The organism is Psychrobacter glacincola (assembly GCF_965118485.1).
Lineage (GTDB): Bacteria > Pseudomonadota > Gammaproteobacteria > Pseudomonadales > Moraxellaceae > Psychrobacter > Psychrobacter glacincola_D.
Genome location: NZ_CBCPJH010000035.1, coordinates 1 through 19,407, shown reverse-complemented (window position 1 = coordinate 19,407; position 19,407 = coordinate 1). Strand labels below are relative to the sequence as shown.

The following is a 19,407-nucleotide window of genomic DNA, read 5'->3' as shown; positions in this document are numbered from 1 at the left end:
AGTATAGCAAAAATTTGAGTAGTCCGTTTGTGCATCGCTGCTCTCTTAACGCATTTGATAAACGCTGATCCCATTGAAAAGTAAACATTATTTAATTAATTTTTTTAAGAATGGTAATTCTGAAATTCATGCTTCTAAAGTTAAGATTATTAGCATTAAGGTTTCTTGTCAGCACGTAATACCTGCATGGCCGGTGTTTGTATCATTTGCCAATCGTCAATGCTGCCTGTCGTTGCGTCTGCTTTAACACCATCAGCCAAGATCACAAATAAGGCGGCTACATTTTGCTGTGTGGCAACGCGCAATGCTTTTTCATAAGGCATGGCGGTCAAAGCAGTTGCCCAAGCATCAGCCAGCGCCACAGTTTTTGCTGCGACTGTTACTGATGGTGCGCCACCAACAATGGGCTCACCCGTCGTAGGATCAATGGTATGGCTATAGTGCTTACCATCAAAGACGACAGAATTGCGATAGTTGCCAGAGGTCGCAAGATGCATAGTATTGCCACTATTCATCGGTTGGCGTATCACCGCTACAGTTTGACGCTCGCTGACCGTACTGCCCTCAATCGGCGCATCAATGGCGATTTGCCACGGCTGTTGCTGACTGCTAACGCCAGAGGTGGCCACTTCACCACCAATTTCAACCATATAATTGCGAATTTGATAGTTGTTTTTGAGTACATCAGCGATGACATCGACACCATAACCTTTAGCTACTGCGGAAAAATCAAGAGCAACCCCATCTTTGGTTTTGTAGATAGTCTTGTCTTTTTGTATCACACTATCAAAGTCGACCAAAGCCTTCGCTTGGGCAATCTCTAGTGCCGTCGGTGGGCTTTGCAAACGCTCAACGGTCATCGTACTACCAAAACCCCACGTTTCTATTAATGGCATAACGGTAGGGTCAAAGGCGCCACCTGATTGCTGATAGACTTGTCTTGAGGCTTCTAATACATGGTTAAAATCTGCATCAATCGTAATAGCGTTGTCTTTGCCCAAGCGATTAAATTTAGAGATGGTAGAGTCATCTTGATAAGTCGACATGCTGTCATTGATTTGTTGTAGCCGCTTATCGATGGCTGCTTGTATGGCAACCTCATCAGCGCCTTTAGGTAACTGATAACTAATATGGTAGCTGGTGCCCATGGTCTCACCGCTTAGCTTGTTATAATCGGTCTTTTGCTGGCAAGCACTAAGACCGATTACAACGCTTATAGCCATAACGGGCAATAAGATTGTATTTATCGATTTGCTAACTAATGAGAGCGGGGCTGATTTTTGCATTATTTGTTTTTTCATATGAATCATAATAGCTTTTATGGCAAAGAAATGAGTGGCGCTTAATATAAGGCTTGCCTATTTTACACCTCTTATTGACTATAACGCCAATTCATCAGCTTAAGTCATTGATACTAACTCGCTAGATTTATTTCACTTGTGACTCGCGGATGAGCTTATAAAGTTTTGGCGGTGATAGTCGATTAATCCTAATGGCGAGCTTTTCTTTGCTGCCTGCTACGATAATATATTCTTTACCGTTAGTGAGTGCTTTGACAGCTTGTTTGGCAAAGGCTGTCGCCGTTAGCCCTTTATTGGTTGCTTCATCCATTGTTCCTTGGGCGCTACCGTCGCCAGTCAAGGCATTAATAGAAATATCGGTTTGGATAAATCCTGGAAATATGGTTGCGACCTCGATGCTTTGATGATGTAATTCAGCACGCAGACTGTTTGCCCACATATGCAGAGCTGCTTTGGCAGCACCATAAGCACCACGATATTGCGTGCCAAGTAGACCTGCCACGCTAGATATCATCACTATTTTACCGCCGCCTTGTGCAATCATATCTGGCAGGACCAGTCTGGTCAGGCGCGTTTGCGCAAAATAATCTATCTCCATGATTTGACGTTCGACATCTTCTTCTGTGTCCATAATAAGTGAGCGTTGGCTAATACCAGCATTATTAATCAGCCAATCAATTTTTCCTGCTTGGATTTTTGCTGCCTCATATGCCTCTTTTGCTTGCTCAGCATTAGTGATATCAAAAGGGATAACGATATGTTTTTTACTGTTTTTACAGCGGCTTTTGACTGCTGCTAATTTTTCTTTATCACGCCCACTTAAAATAATTCTAGCGCCGCGTTTGGCAAAGGCGATGGTTAATGCTTCACCGATACCGCTTGAAGCACCAGTTATCCAAATGGTTAACTCTTTATAATTGGTTTTCATAGAAATCCTTTCTTGTTTAAAGATATTTGTTATCACATCATTATTGTTAATTTAGCCCATAAAAAAAGAGCCTCAATTGAGACTCTTAATTTAGCATATATTATCAGACTAATCGTTATTGTAGAATTATTCTACTTGACCACCAAACGTACTGGTAACTTAGCCGCCAAAATCATCAAGCATGATGTTTTCATCTTCGACACCTAGACTATGTAACATATCGATTACCGCCGCGTTCATCATTGGTGGCCCACACATGTAGTACTCACAATCTTCAGGACTTGGATGGTCTTTCAGATACTCTTCCAGTAATACGTTATGGATGAAGCCAGTATAGCCATCCCAGTTGTCTTCAGGCTGTGGGTCAGATAATGCGACATGCCATTGGAAATTAGCAAAGTCGGCTTCTAGTTGGTCATAATCTTCAACATAGAACATCTCACGTATAGAGCGTGCACCATACCAAAAGCTGATTTTACGGTCAGAGTTTAGACGTTTAAGCTGATCGAAAATATGCGAGCGCATTGGTGCCATACCGGCACCCCCACCGACGAATATCATTTCAGCTTCAGTCTTCTTGGCAAAGAATTCACCGTAAGGACCCGCGACTGTAACCTTATCACCAGGAACTAAGCTAAATACCCAAGAGGACATTTTGCCTGGTGGAATACCGTCAGGACCACGCGGTGGTGGACTAGCAATACGAATATTAAACTTAATTAAGCCTTTTTCGTCAGGATAGTTAGCCATTGAATAGGCACGAATGACGGGTTCGTCAACTTTTGATACATAGTTGAAGATACCAAATTTTTCCCAGTCTTCTCTATATTCTTCGTCAACTACAAAGTCTTTATAATGCACTTCGTGCGGTGGCGCTTCCAGCTGTACATAACCACCAGCGCGGAAGTTTACTTCTTCGCCATCTGGAATTTTGAGGACCAATTCTTTAATAAAGGTAGCAACGTTATCATTAGAGATAACTTCACATTCCCATTTTTGTACATCAAAGAATTCAGGGTCAATCTCAATTTTCATATCTTGCTTAACGGATACCTGACAAGCAAGGCGCATATGATCGCGAATTTCACCCTGAGTAAAATAGCCTTCTTCGGTAGCCAAAATAGAGCCACCACCTTCAATAACGCGGCAGCGACATTGAGCGCACGTACCACCACCACCACATGCTGAAGATAAAAATATACCTTCACTCGCAAGGGTTTGTAGTAGCTTGCCGCCCGCTGCTGTTACCACGTCATTGTCGGGATTATCATTGATGTGAATGGTCACATCGCCTGAACTGACCAGTCTTGAGCGTGCTGCCAAAATAATGACAACCAAGCCCATGATGATCAAGGTAAACATAGCAACGCCACCAATCGCCGTAGCATAATCCATGATATGTATCCTTAATCTATGGAGTAGGGGAGCGAAAAAACGTCATTACGTTTCTTTCAAACCCCTACAGAATAAATGAATTAAATAGGTCAAAGCGCTAAATAAGGTTTTAAGCTTAGCGGTTTAAATTGACATACCACCGAAAGACATAAAGCCAAGTGACATCAGGCCAACCGTAATAAAGGTAATACCAAGGCCTTGTAGCGGGGCTGGAATATCTGAGTATTTTAACTTTTCACGGATACCGGCCAATACGGTAATGGCAAGTGCCCAACCAAAACCAGCACCAAGACCGTATACCATCGACTCACCGAAGTTGTAGTCACGCTCAACCATGAATAGCACGCCACCCAAGATGGCACAGTTAACCGTAATCAGTGGTAAAAATATCCCAAGCGCGTTATATAGACTTGGCACAAACTTATCCAAAAACATCTCTAGTATCTGCACGACGGCAGCAATGAGACCAATATAACTGAGCAGACCTAAAAAGCTTAAATCAATATCAGGAAAACCTGCCCATGCAAGCGCACCATCTTTAAGAATGAACTGAAAGAGTAGGTTATTTAGCGGAACGGTAAGTGCCATGACGAAAACGACAGCAACCCCAAGACCGATAGCGGTGGAGACTTTTTTCGATACTGCTAAAAAAGTACACATGCCTAAGAAATAGGCCAGCGCCATATTTTCAATAAAGACTGAGGTTATAAATAAGCTAACATAATGTCCCATTAGTGACCGCCTCCTTGTGCCATGCCTTTAGACTGCGGCTTCATTACAAATTCAGCATCTTCAACCTGTTCTGGTTTCCAAGTACGAATAATGACGATAAACAACGCAATAATAAAGAACGCTGAAGGTGGCAATAATAATAAGCCATTAGGTACATACCAACCGCCATCAGTCGCCGGTTGTAATATGGTCATACCAAACCAGCTTCCTGCGCCCAATATTTCACGAATAGTGGCCACAAACAGTAGTACGGCAGAGTAGCCCATACCGTTACCAATACCATCTAAGAAGCTCGGTACTGGTGGATTACTCATCGCAAAGGCTTCTGCGCGACCCATAACAATACAGTTGGTGATAATCAAACCAACGAATACCGACAGTCCTTTACTGACATCATAAGCGACCGCTTTTAATATCTGATCGACGACAATAACCAATGAGGCGATAATCGTCATCTGCACGATAATACGAATGCTTGATGGGATTTGCTTACGAATAGTAGAGATAAAGAAGCTTGAAAATGCCGTTACCAAAGTCAACGCCACACTCATAACCAATGCATTAGCAACGGTAGTCGTTACCGCCAATGCAGAACAAATACCTAATATTTGCAAGCCGATAGGATTGTTATCAAAAATAGGGGAAACTAAAATACTTTTTGTATCAGCCATGTTAAGCCTCCTTGCCGTGTGCTGCTGGTGCTATCGATGCCAGCTCGGTTACGGGATGCGTCTCTTGTTGAATGAGCTTTTGACTAGCTTGCTTGTCAGTGCTTTCAATCGTTTGACCACTTTCTTTACGTAGAGAGTCTAAATAAGGCTTATAACCTTGCTCACCTAGCCAAAACTGAATCATGTTACTAACGCCACGACTAGTCAAAGTCGCACCACTAATACCATCTACCCAATTCTCTTTTGAGCCTGAAGTGGCAACACCAGTAGCAACAGCACCGTTTTCGTCATAAGAGTGGATACCAGTCCACATCGCGCGCCATTTTGGCTCTTCGATACGAGCACCTAAGCCTGGGGTTTCTTTATGCTCATAAAAGCTGATACCTTTGATGGTATTCATATCGCCTTCAAGCGTTAAGAAGCCGTAGATTGTGCCCCAAAGACCATAGCCTTGAATCGGCAACACGATTATTTCAGGTTTACCAGCATCGTCGTTCTTGACATAAACTTTAGCGTATTTGGGCTTACGACCAATACTTGCAGGGTCATTAGCACCTAAGTCGTCGCTCAATGCTTTATTCTTAGTGGCTTGACTGGCATCATAAGTATTACGATCGGCAATACCAACGGCTTTTAAGGCGTCATCATCTAAGTAATTGCCTTTATTTAAGTCGACAATTTCAACATTGAAGTCTTTGAAACGCTCAGCCACATCTTCATTGGTATCAGTGTCTGGATTAAACATGCCAGCGGCGACCAAGATGTTCTTATTGCGATCCAATTTAGCATTCTCAACTTGTGCTGGCTTCAAGCCAACCGCTGCTGCTGCAACCAATACTGAACACACCAAGCATAGCGTTAACGCTACGATGATGGTTTTCATATTGTTGCTTTTAGGCTTAAGGTTACTTTTGGGCTTGGACATGACGAAGCCTCCGTGCTGTTTGGCGTTTGATATTTGCTTGCGTCACAAAGTAATCAAACAATGGGGCAAATAAGTTAGCAAATAAAATAGCTAACATGATGCCTTCTGGGAATGCTGGGTTAACCACACGAATCAATACGGTCATAAAACCAATCAAGATACCATAAGCCCAACGACCTTTATTGGTATGCGCCGCTGATACTGGATCGGTTGCCATAAATACGGCACCAAAAGCAAAGCCACCGATAACTAAGTGCCAATAAAATGGCAAGTTCATCATCATATTGTCTTCAGAACCAATCATATTAAAGACCGATGACGTGGCAATCAAACCAATCACACAACCTAACATGATGCGCCATGAGGCAATGCGCGTCCATAGCAGAACGACAGCACCCATTAAAATAGCAAGGGTTGATACTTCACCGATACTACCTTGGATGTTGCCAAAGAAGGCATCGCTCCACGTAATGGCTTGACCATACACGTCAACGAATTTATCTGGTGTTACGCCAAGAGCGGCAAGACCAAGCGGCGTTGCACCTGAGAAACCATCAACCGCTGTCCATACTGAATCGCCTGACATATAAGCAGGATAAGCAAAGTATAAAAATGCACGACCTGAGAGGGCAGGGTTAAGGAAGTTTTTACCCGTACCGCCAAATACTTCTTTTGCTACAACCACACCAAAGATAATACCGAGGGCAACTTGCCATAATGGAATATCTGGTGGCAGACATAGCGCAAACAGTACCGAGGTGACAAAGAAACCTTCGTTAACTTCATGACCACGGACGACGGCAAAAATAATCTCACAGAGAATACCGACCGCAAAGGTGACGATATAAATCGGTAAGAACTGCATCGCTCCATAAACGAAGCTTGCCCAGATACTTTCTGGATTGTAGCCTGCCATACTAGTGATAATAGTACGCCAGCCATCAGGCTGCAGACCAAGTTTATCGATTGCCGTTAATGCTTGATGACCGATATTGTATATACCCCAAAACATTGCTGGGAAGGTACACATCCATACGGTAATCATAATACGCTTAAGGTCAATACCGTCGCGTACGTGTGATGAGGCGTATGTGGTTGAGCTTGGTTGACGCAAAAACGTATCAAACATCTCAAAGATGGCATAATATTTTGCATGCTTGCCACCCTTGGTGAAAGACGGCTCCATACGATCGAACATATTGTGTAAAAATTTCATCGTGGTTAGCCCTCCAGTTCAATGCGCGTTAAGTTATCACGCAAAATATCGCCGAATTCATATTTGCCAGGAGATACGAAGGTGCACAATGCTAAATCTTCTTCGTCCAATTCTAGTGCGCCCAAATCTACAGCCGTAATGATATCTTCGATAATCAAAGCACGTAGTAATTGCGTTGGCAGGTAGTCTTGTGGCATCACCTCTTCGTAAACCCCGATTGGCACCATCGCACGCGGTGAGCCATTGCTAGTCGTCGTGAAGTTGTATTTCTTATTACCAAAGAATTTAGAAATATAAATCGGTAATTTTGAAAAACGGTTACTACCCACACTTAAGAAATGGAACGCTGGACGCTCACGACCTTCGGCAAGCACACTGACTTGATTGTCAAAGCGACCGAGATAAGCGATATTACCAAATACTTGACGACCAGATAGCACTGAACCTGAAATGACACGGTTCTCGCCCGCAGCCAAATGACCTTTGGTCAAAGCGTTAATATCGGCACCACGTTCGGTGGCAATAATATGTGGGTCGTTGACCGCAGGACCAGCTAGGCTAAGCAGGCGGCGCGTATATAAGCGACCTGTGGTAAATAGCTTACCGATAGCAATCACATCTTGGTAACCAATCGTCCAGACGCTTGTACCGCGCATGATAGGATGCAAGAAATGAATGTGCGTGCCGGCAAGACCAGCGGGATGTTTACCAGCGAAGCTATGATACTCAGTGACATTATTAGCTGCTGTTTTGGCAACTGGCGTCAACTGTGCATCACCATGATGGCAGACAAAAGTCTTTGGGCTGAGGGTAGATAATACGGCAAGCCCGTCATTGAACGCTTGGAGTTGCTCATTAATTAGCAACATCGGGTCAAATGCCAATGGATTGGTATCCATGGCGGTGACGAAGATAGCGTGAGGACGAGCACCGATTTCGGGGGCACGGCTAAAGGGACGCGTACGGAACGCTGTCCATTCGCCAGAGGCAAGTAACTGTGTTTCAACAACTTCAGAATCTAGGTCAGCAAGTTGCTGGGAGTCATAGCGCTGAAATTCTATTTCTGCACCGTTTGGATCGACCGCAATCACAAGACTTTCAAACACACGACGTTCACCGCGTTTAATCGCGATGACCTTACCAGCAGCAGGTGCAGTGTAGATAACGCCAGCTCGTTTTTTGTCTTCAAAAACGGGCTGACCTTTTGCTACAATATCACCTTCTTTGACATTCATCGTCGGCTTCATGCCAACATAGTCATAGCCGATAAGTGCCACATGGGCAGGTCTGTGCTCAGATATCTCACGGGAGGGTTCACCAGTGATGGGTAAATCCAAACCTTTTTTGATGGTAATCATAAGCGAAAACTTAGTCCATAGTCTAAAACGATACCAGACGTCCTGTATGGTATATCGGCAGTATGAATGTTAACGTCATCACTAAAAGCACCCAATCATATCCTATAAAAAGACAGCGATAAGGTTTTCTAAAAATGACACTTCATGACTACTAGTAAGAGTATTAACGCTGACCTTAGACTCCTTAACAACACGTTAATGTCTTATTCGAATGACCAAAGTGGCGACTGGCTACCAAGGTGTATACTAAAACATTCAAATTTAAAACCATCCAACAAAGCGACGGTTTTAGATCAAAGACAGTTTTACCATACGATTTATTAAAACCTTAAAATTCATAGTGTTTGTGAGATTTAAACAGCATTATTTATTCAACTGACTATAAATAAGAGGTAAATGACTTGTGATACTGCGTGAAAGCTATCTAAGCACTGTTGAATGCCCTATGATTATAGGATAAATAACCTGAATGAATAACTGCTCTTGCTCATCACAATATTTGATAGAGTATCAATACCGCTCTGTCATCTACCTTGTGCTGATCGAAATCATCTATAGGTAGCAGACGATTGGGTTTATCGCACAAATACAAATTTACCTAGGATTATACGCTAAACTGACCTAAAATTACCAGTTGGTAAGTGCATTTACCTAATGTTGCCAGTGATTGTCTGGGCTAAAACTTATGGTTATGAATATCCATTTTTTATCATAAATAAGAGAAATTTTAGCTGATTTTATAATTATTTTTAGGCTGGTGCTTCTATTTTCTCTATTAACTTAGTTTATATATAAATGCTTAACGACTTTATCCGCCTTAAGCCTTATTTATTTTTCTGATTATTTTTATTACTTACATCGTTTTTATAAGGAATGCTATATGTGCGCTGTCCCTGTGATTATCCCTGCTATCGACTTAAAAGATGGCAAGTGTGTGCGCTTGAAACAAGGTCGTATGGAAGACGATACGGTATTTTCTGATGACCCTGTAGCGATGGCTGCACGTTGGGTAAGAGAAGGCGCGCGCCGCTTGCATTTGGTTGATCTAAATGGCGCGTTTGATGGGATTCCGGTGCATAAGCAAGTCGTTCATGATATCGCTAAAGCCTTTCCTAAGCTGCCGATTCAGCTTGGCGGCGGTGTGCGCAATATGAAAACCATTGAGCAGTATATTACTGCCGGTTTAACTTATATCATTATTGGCACCAAAGCCGTTGAATATCCTGATTTTGTACGCGAGGCTTGTCGCGAGTTTGCTGGACACATTATCGTTGGTATCGATGCTAAAGATGGCATGGTCGCTACCCATGGTTGGGCAAATGTTACCGATACCAAAGCTACTGAGCTTGCCAAGCTTTTTGCCGATGTCGGCGTATCTTCCATTGTCTATACTGATATCGCCCGTGATGGCATGATGCAAGGTGTTAACGTCCCACAAACCGTAAACTTGGCTCGCGAAGGTGGATTGCCAGTGATTGCCTCAGGCGGTGTCACCGATATGAAAGATATCGAGCTATTAAAACCTTATGGTGATTGCATCGCGGGCATCATTACCGGTCGTGCTATCTATGAAGGCACCTTGGATTTGGGCGAGGCACAACTTTATTTGGACGGTAAATAATATTTGAAAAATACGCTTATTAAATTTTGTATTAATAAGACGTAACAAAGGATGCTTATGGCCGCTTATTTTGACCGCATTATGATAAACAAGTGCCTAAAAATTTGTAGCCAATGGCTATTGCTGCTAAGCATCATATTGAGTTTGCCAGCTTATACTGCTCAAGACAGTGAGACGGTTAATAACACTGATAAAACCAACATCGCTAATGATACCAACAGCGAGTTATTGCCTAATAGTGATTCTGACAATAATTCTATTAACAACGCTAGTAATACAGCTGATAACCGTACTTTATCTGCTCAAAACCCAACAGCAGCATCTCAGCCAACACCCGTTTCAATTGAGCCTGTACCTACTATCAATGGTGAGAGAAGTAATACCCAAATTGAGATCGCTCAAACCGCGCAACATGATAATGAGATTCGGCAACGTATCAGTGGTATCTTTTCAGAAATTGAAGGCTTGCAAGGCGTTAATGTCAGCGTCACTCAAGGTGTGGTTACTTTAACCGGTGAAACACCCAATGAAAAAAAAGCCCAACAAGCCATCAATCTCACCAACCGTTTAACAGATGTCGTCACAGTCGAGGATAGGATTAACCGAACGCTCGATGTCCAAGATAATGTCACAACGGTTTATCAAAGCATTAAAGCGCAAACTAAAAACCTGATTAAAGCCTTACCATTATTACTGGTTGGGATTATCTTGTTTGCGATGGTGACTTGGTTTGGTAGTTGGTTGTCCAATCGGCAAAAAATGTGGCAACGCTTAACGCCCAATCCTTTTGTCGCAGAATTACTATCGCAGACGGTTAAAGTCATCTTTATTGTTTTTGGCCTTATATTGGCGTTAAGTTTGATTGGTGCGGAAACTATTTTAGGGACACTGCTTGGCGGTGCAGGGGTCATAGGTATTGCTGTCGGTTTTGCGGTCAAAGATACTATCGAGAATTATATTGCTTCATTAATGCTTAGTATCCGTCAACCATTTCGAGCTCGTGATCATATTGTGATTAACGGTAAAGAAGGGATTGTCGTACGTCTGACGTCTCGGGCGACTATTCTGATGACTTTAGATGGTAATCAGCTGCGTATTCCTAACGCCGAAGTCTTTAAAAGTACGATTTTAAACTATAGCAAAAACCCAGAACGGCGATTTTCTTTTGAGCTGGGTGTTGATACCAATGATGACCCGCTGGCAGCGATTAAAGTCGCGATTGATGTGATACGCGATTTAGATTTTGTATTGGATAAGCCAAAAGCGGTTGCAACTATTAAAGAAGTTGGCGACTCTAGTATCATCCTTGATTTCAAAATATGGGTCAATCAATTAGAAACAGACTTTTCCAAAGCGCGTAGCATCGCTATTCGTGAGGCCAAACATGCGCTAGAAAATGCAGGTTTCAGCCTACCTGAACCTATTTATCGGTTGCGCTTTAACCATAAACTAGAGAAGGTGCTGGCAAACTTACAAAGTGAAGCTAAAGACAGTGAAGATAATTCTGAAATTATAATGACACCTGCGGCGTCCATACCGGCAGATAACTCTGAAGTTAATGAATTTAACTTTAATCAGAATACACTTGATGATAAAGATAAGAAGCAGGCCAAAGCACGTGCTAAGCATATCTTACAAGGTGAAGATACGGATGATATCCTGGACCCACGTCCCGATGAAAAACTGATGGAAAAGGTTGAGCAGGAAATTGCTGAAAGCTCTAATGAGCTTGACTTATTGGACAAAAATAGTAGACAAGAATAGGTTGGTTTAAAGTAGGCATGAAAAATGCAGAAAAACGTATATTAAAATATTTTATTCTAAATATACGAGAAATTACCTATGGAAATGAAACACCTCATTATCTTCGCTGTTGTTGGTATGGTTGCGTTGCTTGGTTTTAATATGATGAATGGTAATCAACGTGACAAAAACAGAGAAGTCATAACCGCTAGTAGTCAGCCCGAAATTGCTAATACTGACACAGCTATATCTGAAAATATTAGTTCTAATACTAGCAATACCAATAATACATCTGACATCGCAAGTCAGCCATTAGGTCAGCAGCCCAAAGCTATCCTAGATAATGCGACCGCCAAGATAGATCAGGCGCAGCAAGCAGACGCTGCACGCTTAGAGCAAACCAGTGATGCCCAGTAGTGATCGATCCGTTGTTATAAAGTTTTAATAAAAAATGCAAAAAAAGGCTAGCGATAACGTTAGCCTTTTTCATATATCAATTCAAGCAGTATTAGCTCTTTTTATTACCGCCTCTACCACCACGGCTGCCACTTTTCTTAGCAGGTGATTTTTTTGGCTGATCTTTGTTTGTTGTACTCTGATTAGACTGGCTACGATTAGAATGATCTCTTTTAGTTTGATTCATTTTACTCGATTGCAGCTTTTCTTTTAGCTCGAAGTCGATTTGTAATAGATCCATATTAACGCCGGCTACTTTTACTTTGACCGAATCACCTAGCCCAAACACTGTGCCTCTATCTTTACCAATCAGCTGTTGTTGCTGCTCATCATAGACAAAGAAGTCATCACCAACGTTAGAGATATGCACTAAACCATCGATATACAAATCGGTTAAGGTAATAAATAAACCAAAGTTTGTAACGGTAGTCACCACACCATCGAATTCTTCGCCGACGTGGTCTTTCATATAATGACATTTGAGCCATGATTCTACATAGCGTGATGCTTTTTCAGCGCGGCGCTCGGTATCCGATGTTTGCGTGCCAGCACTTTCTAATGAAAAATCCATCACAGGCTGCTGGCTCTTGGTTACTTTCGCTTTGATGCCACGGTGCAGCATTAAATCAGGGTAACGACGAATCGGCGAGGTAAAATGACTATACTCGTCATAAGCCAAGCCAAAGTGACCGATATTGTCAGGCGAGTAGTTCGCTTGCATCATTGAGCGTAGTAACATGCTATGAATACTAATCGCGTCTGGGCGCTCTTTAGTCGCTTCAATGATACGCTGATAATCTGCTTGAGTCGGATTCTCTTCTGGGAAAGTCAAACCAAAGTTTTTGGCGTATTCGTGAATACGCATCGATTTTTCACCATCTGGTTTATCATGGTTACGATATAATACTGGCAGCTCGTTTTTTAGCGCAAAGTTAGCGGCACAAGTATTGGCAAGCAACATACACTCTTCAATCAGCTTTTGAGCATCACCGCGCGTACGAGGTAAAATGGCTTCGATGCCGCCTTTTTCACTGAACTGAATATAAGTTTCAACCGTTTCAAACTCCATCGCATGACGCTCTTCACGCTTTTTAAGCAGCAGCTCATACAGTTGATACAAAGTATTGACGGATTTTTTGACGTCTTTATTTTCGGTTAACGATTTAGGAACGCTGTTATCGTTTGGATTTTCAAGATAAGCGTTCACTTGATTATAAGTTAAGCGAGCTTGTGAGTGCATGACCCCAGGGTAAAAGTCGTAACCGGTTACTTTACCAGCGCGTGAGATCTTAATATCAGCAACCATACATAAGCGATTGACATCAGGATTGAGCGAGCATAGTCCATTTGATAGGACTTCAGGTAACATTGGAATGACACGGTGCGGAAAATATACCGAAGTGCCCCGCTCGTAGGCGTCGTGGTCAAGTGCAGAGTTGGGAGTTACATAATGGCTCACATCGGCGATAGCGACGACAACACGATAGTTGCCACCTGCACGTTTTTCTGCAAATACCGCATCATCAAAGTCACGTGCATCTTCACCATCGATAGTCACGAGCGGTAAGTCACGTAAGTCGGTACGCCCTTTTATATCTTTTTCAGACGGCTCTTGATAGGCATTCGCTTGTTGAATGGCCGCTTCATTGAACTCTGAAGGAATATCATAATTAAGCAACGTCGTCTCAATGATGAGTTCACGATCATTGTCATCAGATAATACTGCCGTAATGTTGCCAGTGGCAAACTCGTGCTGATTTGGCCAATCAATGATATCGACTTTTACCGGTGCGCCTTGCTTGATATTTAATGCTTGGACGTTTTCTTCAGTGACCGTAATCGGCTGATGATTGTTTGGGCTACCAAGCTCGACACAATAACCATCTTCATCACGAGCCAAGGTGCCAATAAAGTGATTTTGGCGACGTTCAACGACATCAACAATACGACCTTCAGTACGACCGCGATTGTCTGTTGAAGTACCGACAGCTTCTACTGTATCGCCATTAAAAACCCAGCGCATTTGTTTTTCATGCAAGAATAGGTCAGGCATATCACTGAGTAGCACAAAACCAAAACCTTTAGGATGTGCTGATACAGTACCAGTGACGATATCATGCTGAGTGACTGTGCGATAGCGATAAGGACGACCATCACGATTGACTTGTCCATCACGGGCCATGGCTTTTAGGCGGTTACCCAAAGCGTCAAATTGATCAGGATCAGCAATATTAAAGGCTTTTGCCAATTGCTGATGAGTAACTTCACCGTGCTCATTAATCGTGCTTAATATTAGCTCGCGACTAGGAATCGGGTTGTCATATTTTTGTGCCTCATTTGAGGCGTTTGGATCGTTCCAACTCATAAAATACCGTATCTGTTTTTAGATTATTAATAGTGACTATCTTAACACGAACAATGACCTTAACACGAACAACGACTCAATATCTTAGGTCAATTGCCTCATCTGTATTTGATAGCACGCATGTGTTAGCCTTTTAAAGGCTAACTTTTATTACAGGCAACCGTTTGAATCGCTCAAATATCAACCGAATTTGATTGATTGGTTATTTTTTTAGTATTCAGCTCTTTAGTTACTTCTAGCACCGTGGTCTGATTAGATTTATCAAGATATTTTTGCGCTTTATCAACCTCAACCGTCAAGGTATTGACTGTTTGCTTCATATTCTCTAGGGCTTCAATTTTATAACTGCTAATCATATCCATGGTTTCATAGACATTATTGAAGGCGTTTTGCAACTTATCAAGCTCAATGGTACTGCTAGTTGCTTGCTCGTGAATTTCTAATGACTGACGTTTTAGCATCGCAGATGTTGATTCAATCAAGCTACTGGTGGTTTTATTCAACGCTGTAATTTGGTCAAGGACCAGTTTTTGATTGGTCATCGCTTGTGCCACGACTACCGCTGTACGTAATGCCGAAACAGTGGTTGTTGTAGCGCGATCTACGCCTTTAATCAGCTCTAAGTTGTTCTTGCGAATCGTATCAAGTGCTAGGTAACCTTGAATATTGACGGCCAATTGGGTTAAAAAGTCGGTATTCTTTTGGCGGACATAAAACAGCATCTCTTCTTTAATGATACGAGCTTTTTCAGGATCTGTAGCTTCAACCGCATAGACTTTTTGTTCAAGCTGCTCATCGATTTTTTTACCGACGTAAATATATTGACGAATCGATTGCATCAGCTCCCACATATTGATTTTTTCTTGCTCAATTACAGCATTGTCTTTGAGCAGCTCGTCTTTACCATTATAAAGGCTGGTCACTACCGCGTTGATATGGGACTGTGCTGATTCGTATTGACGGAAATAATCTTGCACTTTATTGCCAAATGGAATCAAACCAAACAATTTGCGCGAGCTAGTCAGCTCTTTTTTGCTAGGGTCTAAATCTTCGACAATACCGCGCAACTCTGTCAACGACTTGGCAATAGGGGAGTTGTCAAACAAGCCCTCATTCAGGCTTTTTGCGGGTAGCTCTAACATTCTATTAGAGACTTGCGCGGACTCTCGAATTTCTTTATTACCCAAATTATGGATAGATTGGACGTTTTCTTTAAAGGCATTACTATGCACTGAGTTGTTAATGACATGATCAACGAACGCATCAACTTTGGCGTCAAGCTCAGGGATATGGCTTTCATCCAATTTTACCATCTGATCCGCTTCGCTTTTCTGTATCTCTTTTACCGGTTCAGGCGCAGTGAGGGTGATGGTTGGTGTAGTGGCGTTAACAGGTGGGGTTAATTCTTGCATAAGATTTCCTATCATAGCTAAAGAGTACAGGTTTTTACCAACGATATTTATCGTCGTGGTATAGATTATTTTTATCGACTGAACTGTTTTTATTAGAATTGTTATTAATAAGGACGGATAGGTGTTTAGATTACCGCGTAATCAAAAGGTTGAGAAGGTAGGTTTTGTAAAGTGCGGTCGGCTTTATATATTTAGAAGTAACGGTGACAATGCTATGTAAATTCAGCCTAACACTAATATTTTTATAGGGTTAGATACTAAAAACCACCAATACACCGTAGCATATTGATGGTTGAAATTATGAATATCTATATAAACACACACCCATCATTAAGAAAAGACTCCTAAACAGTCTATCTCTTTTTAGTAGGTCCTAACAGCATGCCCATTTGACGACCTTCCATCTTAGGATACTGTTCGACGTTTGAGATATCAGCCGTGTCTTCGATGATACGATCAAGTTGTTTGCGACCAATCTCTTGATGCGCCATTTCACGTCCGCGGAAACGGATGCTAATTTTAACTTTGTCCTGATCTTCTAAGAAGCTAACAATTTTTCTCAGTTTAACCTGATAATCCGCTTCTTCAGTACTAGGACGTAGCTTCATCTCTTTTAGCTGAGTTTGCTTTTGATTCTTTTTAGCTTCTTTCGCTTTTTGCTTTTGATCGTAGAGGAAATGCTTATAATCCATGATTTTGCATACAGGCGGCTTGGCTTCAGGAACCAATTCGACCAAATCTAGACTGTCTTCACGTGCCGCTTTCATCGCGGTTTCGATATCGACCACGCCCATCTGTTCGCCGTCTTCTTTGACCAGACGGACTTCTTTGGCACTGATATCTTCATTGATGTTCAAACGGTTGGACTGTTTAATAGGTATTACTCCTCATCTGTTTTTGGGGTCTGTCGGCCTTTTTCAGCGACAGCATTCTGTACTAATGTAATAAATTCTGCAACACTCATCACGCCGAGGTTTTCACCTTCACGAGTACGGACATTGACGCTGCCCGATTCGACTTCTTTATCGCCTAATACTAGCATATAAGGAATGCGTTCTAATGTTTTCTCTCGTATCTTAAATCCAATCTTTTCGTTACGCAAGTCGCTAATAGCACGCAAACCAGCATTTTTTAGCTCACTAACCACATTTTCACAAGCATCGGCTTGTTTATCAGTGATATTCATGACCACAACTTGCTGCGGTGCCAGCCAAACTGGCATCCAACCTGCATAGTTTTCAATCAAAATACCGATAAAACGCTCAAATGAACCCAAGATGGCACGGTGCAACATAATAGGTACTTCGCGCTCATTCTGTTCATTCACAAATTCGGCATCGAGGCGCTCAGGCATATTTGGGTCGACCTGAATAGTGCCGCACTGCCATACGCGACCTAATGAATCTTTTAGACTAAATTCAATTTTTGGACCATAGAATGCGCCTTCACCTGGTAGATAAGCCCAATCAAGACCTGAGTTGTCCAAGGCATCCGCTAACGCTTTTTCTGCAAAGTCCCAAGATTCATCGCTACCGACGCGCTTTTCAGGACGAGTCGAGAGTTTCATAATGATATTATCAAAACCAAAATCTTCGTATACAGCAAGCGTTAGTTTAATAAAGTCGGCAACTTCTTGTTGGATCTGCGACTGCGTACAGAAGATATGTGCATCATCTTGCGTAAAACCACGAACACGCATCAAACCATGTAGCGAACCTGATGGCTCGTTACGATGGCATGAGCCAAACTCCGCCATACGTAGTGGCAAGTCACGGTAAGATTTTAAGCCTTGGTTAAAGACTTGCACGTGACAAGGGCAGTTCATCGGTTTCACTGCATAATCACGGTTTTCACTGGCAGTCGTAAACATATTGGTGGCATAGTTACCCCAATGTCCCGAACGCTCCCACAAACTACGATCGACGATTTGTGGTGTTTTAATTTCTTCATAGCCATTATCGTGCTGTACTTTACGCATATATTGCTCAAGCACTTGATAAATTGTCCAACCATTGGCATGCCAAAACACCATGCCTGGCGCTTGCTCTTGCATATGGAACAGATTTAAGGCTTTACCAATTTTACGGTGGTCGCGTTTTTCGGCCTCTTCAATACGTTGGATATAGGCTTTTAAGTCTTTTTTGTCTGCCCAAGCCGTACCATAGATACGTTGTAGCTGCTCATTTTTTGCATCACCGCGCCAATAAGCACCAGACATTTTAGTTAATTTGAATACTTTCAAAAAGCGCGTGTTTGGCACGTGCGGACCACGGCACATATCTACATATTCTTGATGATGGTACAAACCAAAGGCTTCTTCACCCGGCATATCGTTAATCAGCTTAAGCTTATAATCTTCACCGCGCTCTTCAAAGATTTTAATGACTTCAGCGCGTGGCGTTATTTTTTTGATAACGTCATAATCTTGCTTGATGAGCTCCATCATACGTTTTTCAATGGCTACCATATGCTCAGGTGTAAATGGCGTTTCACTATAGATATCGTAATAAAAGCCGTCATCAATAACAGGACCAATTACCATCTTCACATCAGGATATAACTGCTTAACGGCATGACCTAATAAATGTGCACAAGAATGGCGAATGATATCGACACCGTCATCATTTCTTGGCGTTATGATTTCAACTTTAGCATCAGCAACGATAGGGTCGTGCGCGTCCACTAAATGACCGTTTACACGTCCAGCGACTGTTGCTTTAGCAAGCCCTGTCCCAATACTTTGCGCCACTTCCATGACGGTGGTATTGCCTTCGAAGTTTTTTACGCTACCATCAGGTAAAGTAATCGCTACCATAATCTATTCACCTTTTTGCGTCCGTTGGCAGTGATGATTGCAACAATCAATCATGTAACCGCAAGACTGCGTCAATTATATCCAACCACTGTGATATGTTGTAAGAGATATGCATTATTTAACAGCGCAGACATATATAGCATCATGATTCATAGGTATTTAATAAGCTATAATCGCATGACTATAATAGAAAACGAGCTGCCTACTATATGAGCTTAAGTAGAACTGTTATTAAATAATGTTATAAAAGTGGCTATTATAGCAAAAACCGTCTATAAACACTAGCTAGCAAGGGATTAGGTCAACTTCTATATATAGGTGCTATCTGTATAGATATCAAGAAGTATAACTATAGTTAGTTAGCGACACAGTGAAAGTGATTATCAATATAGTATAGTAAAGATAGTGCATGGCGCTAAGGCTATCAATCCGATAAAATAAAAAATCGTTATTTTCTCGACTGCCCTCA

Annotated in this window: 15 protein-coding genes; 3 read left to right on the top strand and 12 right to left on the bottom strand. The window is 42.1% G+C overall.

The features are described from left to right. Positions 1-155: 155 nt before the first annotated feature. The 8 genes from ACMHKH_RS11960 to ACMHKH_RS11925 all read right to left on the bottom strand — a co-directional run bounded on the left by ACMHKH_RS11960 (position 156) and on the right by ACMHKH_RS11925 (position 8,526). Positions 156-1,301 (bottom strand): FAD:protein FMN transferase, encoded by a 1,146-nt coding sequence (locus tag ACMHKH_RS11960; protein ID WP_413520867.1) that lies wholly within the window; start codon positions 1,299-1,301, stop codon positions 156-158. Between the two features lie 127 nt (positions 1,302-1,428). Further along, positions 1,429-2,229 carry an SDR family NAD(P)-dependent oxidoreductase gene (locus ACMHKH_RS11955; protein ID WP_413520866.1) on the bottom strand — a complete coding sequence of 267 codons (801 nt, stop codon included), beginning with the start codon at positions 2,227-2,229 and terminating at the stop codon, positions 1,429-1,431. 159 nt (positions 2,230-2,388) lie between these two features. Further along, positions 2,389-3,624, bottom strand: coding sequence for an NADH:ubiquinone reductase (Na(+)-transporting) subunit F (nqrF, locus tag ACMHKH_RS11950; RefSeq protein WP_413520865.1), 1,236 nt, complete (start codon positions 3,622-3,624; stop codon positions 2,389-2,391). A gap of 123 nt (positions 3,625-3,747) precedes the next feature. After that, positions 3,748-4,356 carry an NADH:ubiquinone reductase (Na(+)-transporting) subunit E gene (nqrE, locus tag ACMHKH_RS11945; protein WP_201561662.1) on the bottom strand — a complete coding sequence of 203 codons (609 nt, stop codon included), beginning with the start codon at positions 4,354-4,356 and terminating at the stop codon, positions 3,748-3,750. After that, entirely contained in the window at positions 4,356-5,027 is a 672-nt protein-coding gene (locus ACMHKH_RS11940) for an NADH:ubiquinone reductase (Na(+)-transporting) subunit D (RefSeq protein ID WP_413520864.1), read from the bottom strand. The genes nqrE and ACMHKH_RS11940 overlap by 1 nt, the downstream gene beginning before the upstream one ends. Position 5,028: 1 nt before the next feature. Beyond that, a complete protein-coding gene (locus ACMHKH_RS11935; protein WP_413520863.1) occupies positions 5,029-5,952 on the bottom strand; it encodes a Na(+)-translocating NADH-quinone reductase subunit C in 924 nt (307 codons plus the stop codon). Beyond that, entirely contained in the window at positions 5,933-7,168 is a 1,236-nt protein-coding gene (locus ACMHKH_RS11930; RefSeq protein WP_413520862.1) for an NADH:ubiquinone reductase (Na(+)-transporting) subunit B, read from the bottom strand. The genes ACMHKH_RS11935 and ACMHKH_RS11930 overlap by 20 nt, the downstream gene beginning before the upstream one ends. Before the next feature lie 5 nt (positions 7,169-7,173). Next, complete coding sequence (locus tag ACMHKH_RS11925; RefSeq protein WP_413520861.1) at positions 7,174-8,526, bottom strand: Na(+)-translocating NADH-quinone reductase subunit A; 1,353 nt, start codon at positions 8,524-8,526, stop codon at positions 7,174-7,176. 880 nt (positions 8,527-9,406) lie between these two features. Here ACMHKH_RS11925 and hisA point away from each other — a divergent pair. From hisA to ACMHKH_RS11910, 3 genes are all read left to right on the top strand, one after another. Continuing rightward, on the top strand, positions 9,407-10,147 hold the full coding sequence (gene hisA, locus ACMHKH_RS11920) for a 1-(5-phosphoribosyl)-5-[(5-phosphoribosylamino)methylideneamino]imidazole-4-carboxamide isomerase (protein WP_413520860.1): 741 nt from the start codon (positions 9,407-9,409) through the stop codon (positions 10,145-10,147). Between the two features lie 57 nt (positions 10,148-10,204). Next, a complete protein-coding gene (locus ACMHKH_RS11915) occupies positions 10,205-11,911 on the top strand; it encodes a mechanosensitive ion channel domain-containing protein (protein ID WP_413520859.1) in 1,707 nt (568 codons plus the stop codon). A 78-nt stretch (positions 11,912-11,989) separates the two neighbouring features. After that, positions 11,990-12,307 (top strand): hypothetical protein, encoded by a 318-nt coding sequence (locus ACMHKH_RS11910; protein WP_413520858.1) that lies wholly within the window; start codon positions 11,990-11,992, stop codon positions 12,305-12,307. Positions 12,308-12,398: 91 nt separating this feature from the next. Here the strand turns inward: ACMHKH_RS11910 and rnr are convergent, their stop codons facing one another. The 4 genes from rnr to thrS all read right to left on the bottom strand — a co-directional run bounded on the left by rnr (position 12,399) and on the right by thrS (position 18,938). Then, the gene (rnr, locus tag ACMHKH_RS11905) at positions 12,399-14,711 is read right to left on the bottom strand and encodes a ribonuclease R (RefSeq protein ID WP_413520857.1); all 2,313 of its coding nucleotides are present in this window, start codon (positions 14,709-14,711) and stop codon (positions 12,399-12,401) included. A gap of 173 nt (positions 14,712-14,884) precedes the next feature. Beyond that, positions 14,885-16,123, bottom strand: a complete 1,239-nt coding sequence (locus ACMHKH_RS11900) for a toxic anion resistance protein (protein ID WP_413520856.1) — start codon at positions 16,121-16,123, stop codon at positions 14,885-14,887. A 353-nt stretch (positions 16,124-16,476) separates the two neighbouring features. Beyond that, positions 16,477-16,980, bottom strand: coding sequence for a translation initiation factor IF-3 (gene infC, locus ACMHKH_RS11895; RefSeq protein ID WP_413520855.1), 504 nt, complete (start codon positions 16,978-16,980; stop codon positions 16,477-16,479). Positions 16,981-17,003: 23 nt separating this feature from the next. Beyond that, positions 17,004-18,938, bottom strand: a complete 1,935-nt coding sequence (gene thrS, locus ACMHKH_RS11890; RefSeq protein ID WP_413520854.1) for a threonine--tRNA ligase — start codon at positions 18,936-18,938, stop codon at positions 17,004-17,006. Positions 18,939-19,407 lie beyond the last annotated feature (469 nt).

Bases quoted from the DNA above. Each gene is read 5' to 3' on its own strand.
- ACMHKH_RS11960 (WP_413520867.1), bottom strand. From the start codon at position 1,301: ATGAAAAAACAAATAATGCAAAAATCAGCCCCGCTCTCATTAGTTAGC.
- ACMHKH_RS11955 (WP_413520866.1), bottom strand. From the start codon at position 2,229: ATGAAAACCAATTATAAAGAGTTAACCATTTGGATAACTGGTGCTTCA.
- nqrF (WP_413520865.1), bottom strand. From the start codon at position 3,624: ATGGATTATGCTACGGCGATTGGTGGCGTTGCTATGTTTACCTTGATC.
- nqrE (WP_201561662.1), bottom strand. From the start codon at position 4,356: ATGGGACATTATGTTAGCTTATTTATAACCTCAGTCTTTATTGAAAAT.
- ACMHKH_RS11940 (WP_413520864.1), bottom strand. From the start codon at position 5,027: ATGGCTGATACAAAAAGTATTTTAGTTTCCCCTATTTTTGATAACAAT.
- ACMHKH_RS11935 (WP_413520863.1), bottom strand. From the start codon at position 5,952: ATGTCCAAGCCCAAAAGTAACCTTAAGCCTAAAAGCAACAATATGAAA.
- ACMHKH_RS11930 (WP_413520862.1), bottom strand. From the start codon at position 7,168: ATGAAATTTTTACACAATATGTTCGATCGTATGGAGCCGTCTTTCACC.
- ACMHKH_RS11925 (WP_413520861.1), bottom strand. From the start codon at position 8,526: ATGATTACCATCAAAAAAGGTTTGGATTTACCCATCACTGGTGAACCC.
- hisA (WP_413520860.1), top strand. From the start codon at position 9,407: ATGTGCGCTGTCCCTGTGATTATCCCTGCTATCGACTTAAAAGATGGC.
- ACMHKH_RS11915 (WP_413520859.1), top strand. From the start codon at position 10,205: ATGGCCGCTTATTTTGACCGCATTATGATAAACAAGTGCCTAAAAATT.
- ACMHKH_RS11910 (WP_413520858.1), top strand. From the start codon at position 11,990: ATGGAAATGAAACACCTCATTATCTTCGCTGTTGTTGGTATGGTTGCG.
- rnr (WP_413520857.1), bottom strand. From the start codon at position 14,711: ATGAGTTGGAACGATCCAAACGCCTCAAATGAGGCACAAAAATATGAC.
- ACMHKH_RS11900 (WP_413520856.1), bottom strand. From the start codon at position 16,123: ATGCAAGAATTAACCCCACCTGTTAACGCCACTACACCAACCATCACC.
- thrS (WP_413520854.1), bottom strand. From the start codon at position 18,938: ATGGTAGCGATTACTTTACCTGATGGTAGCGTAAAAAACTTCGAAGGC.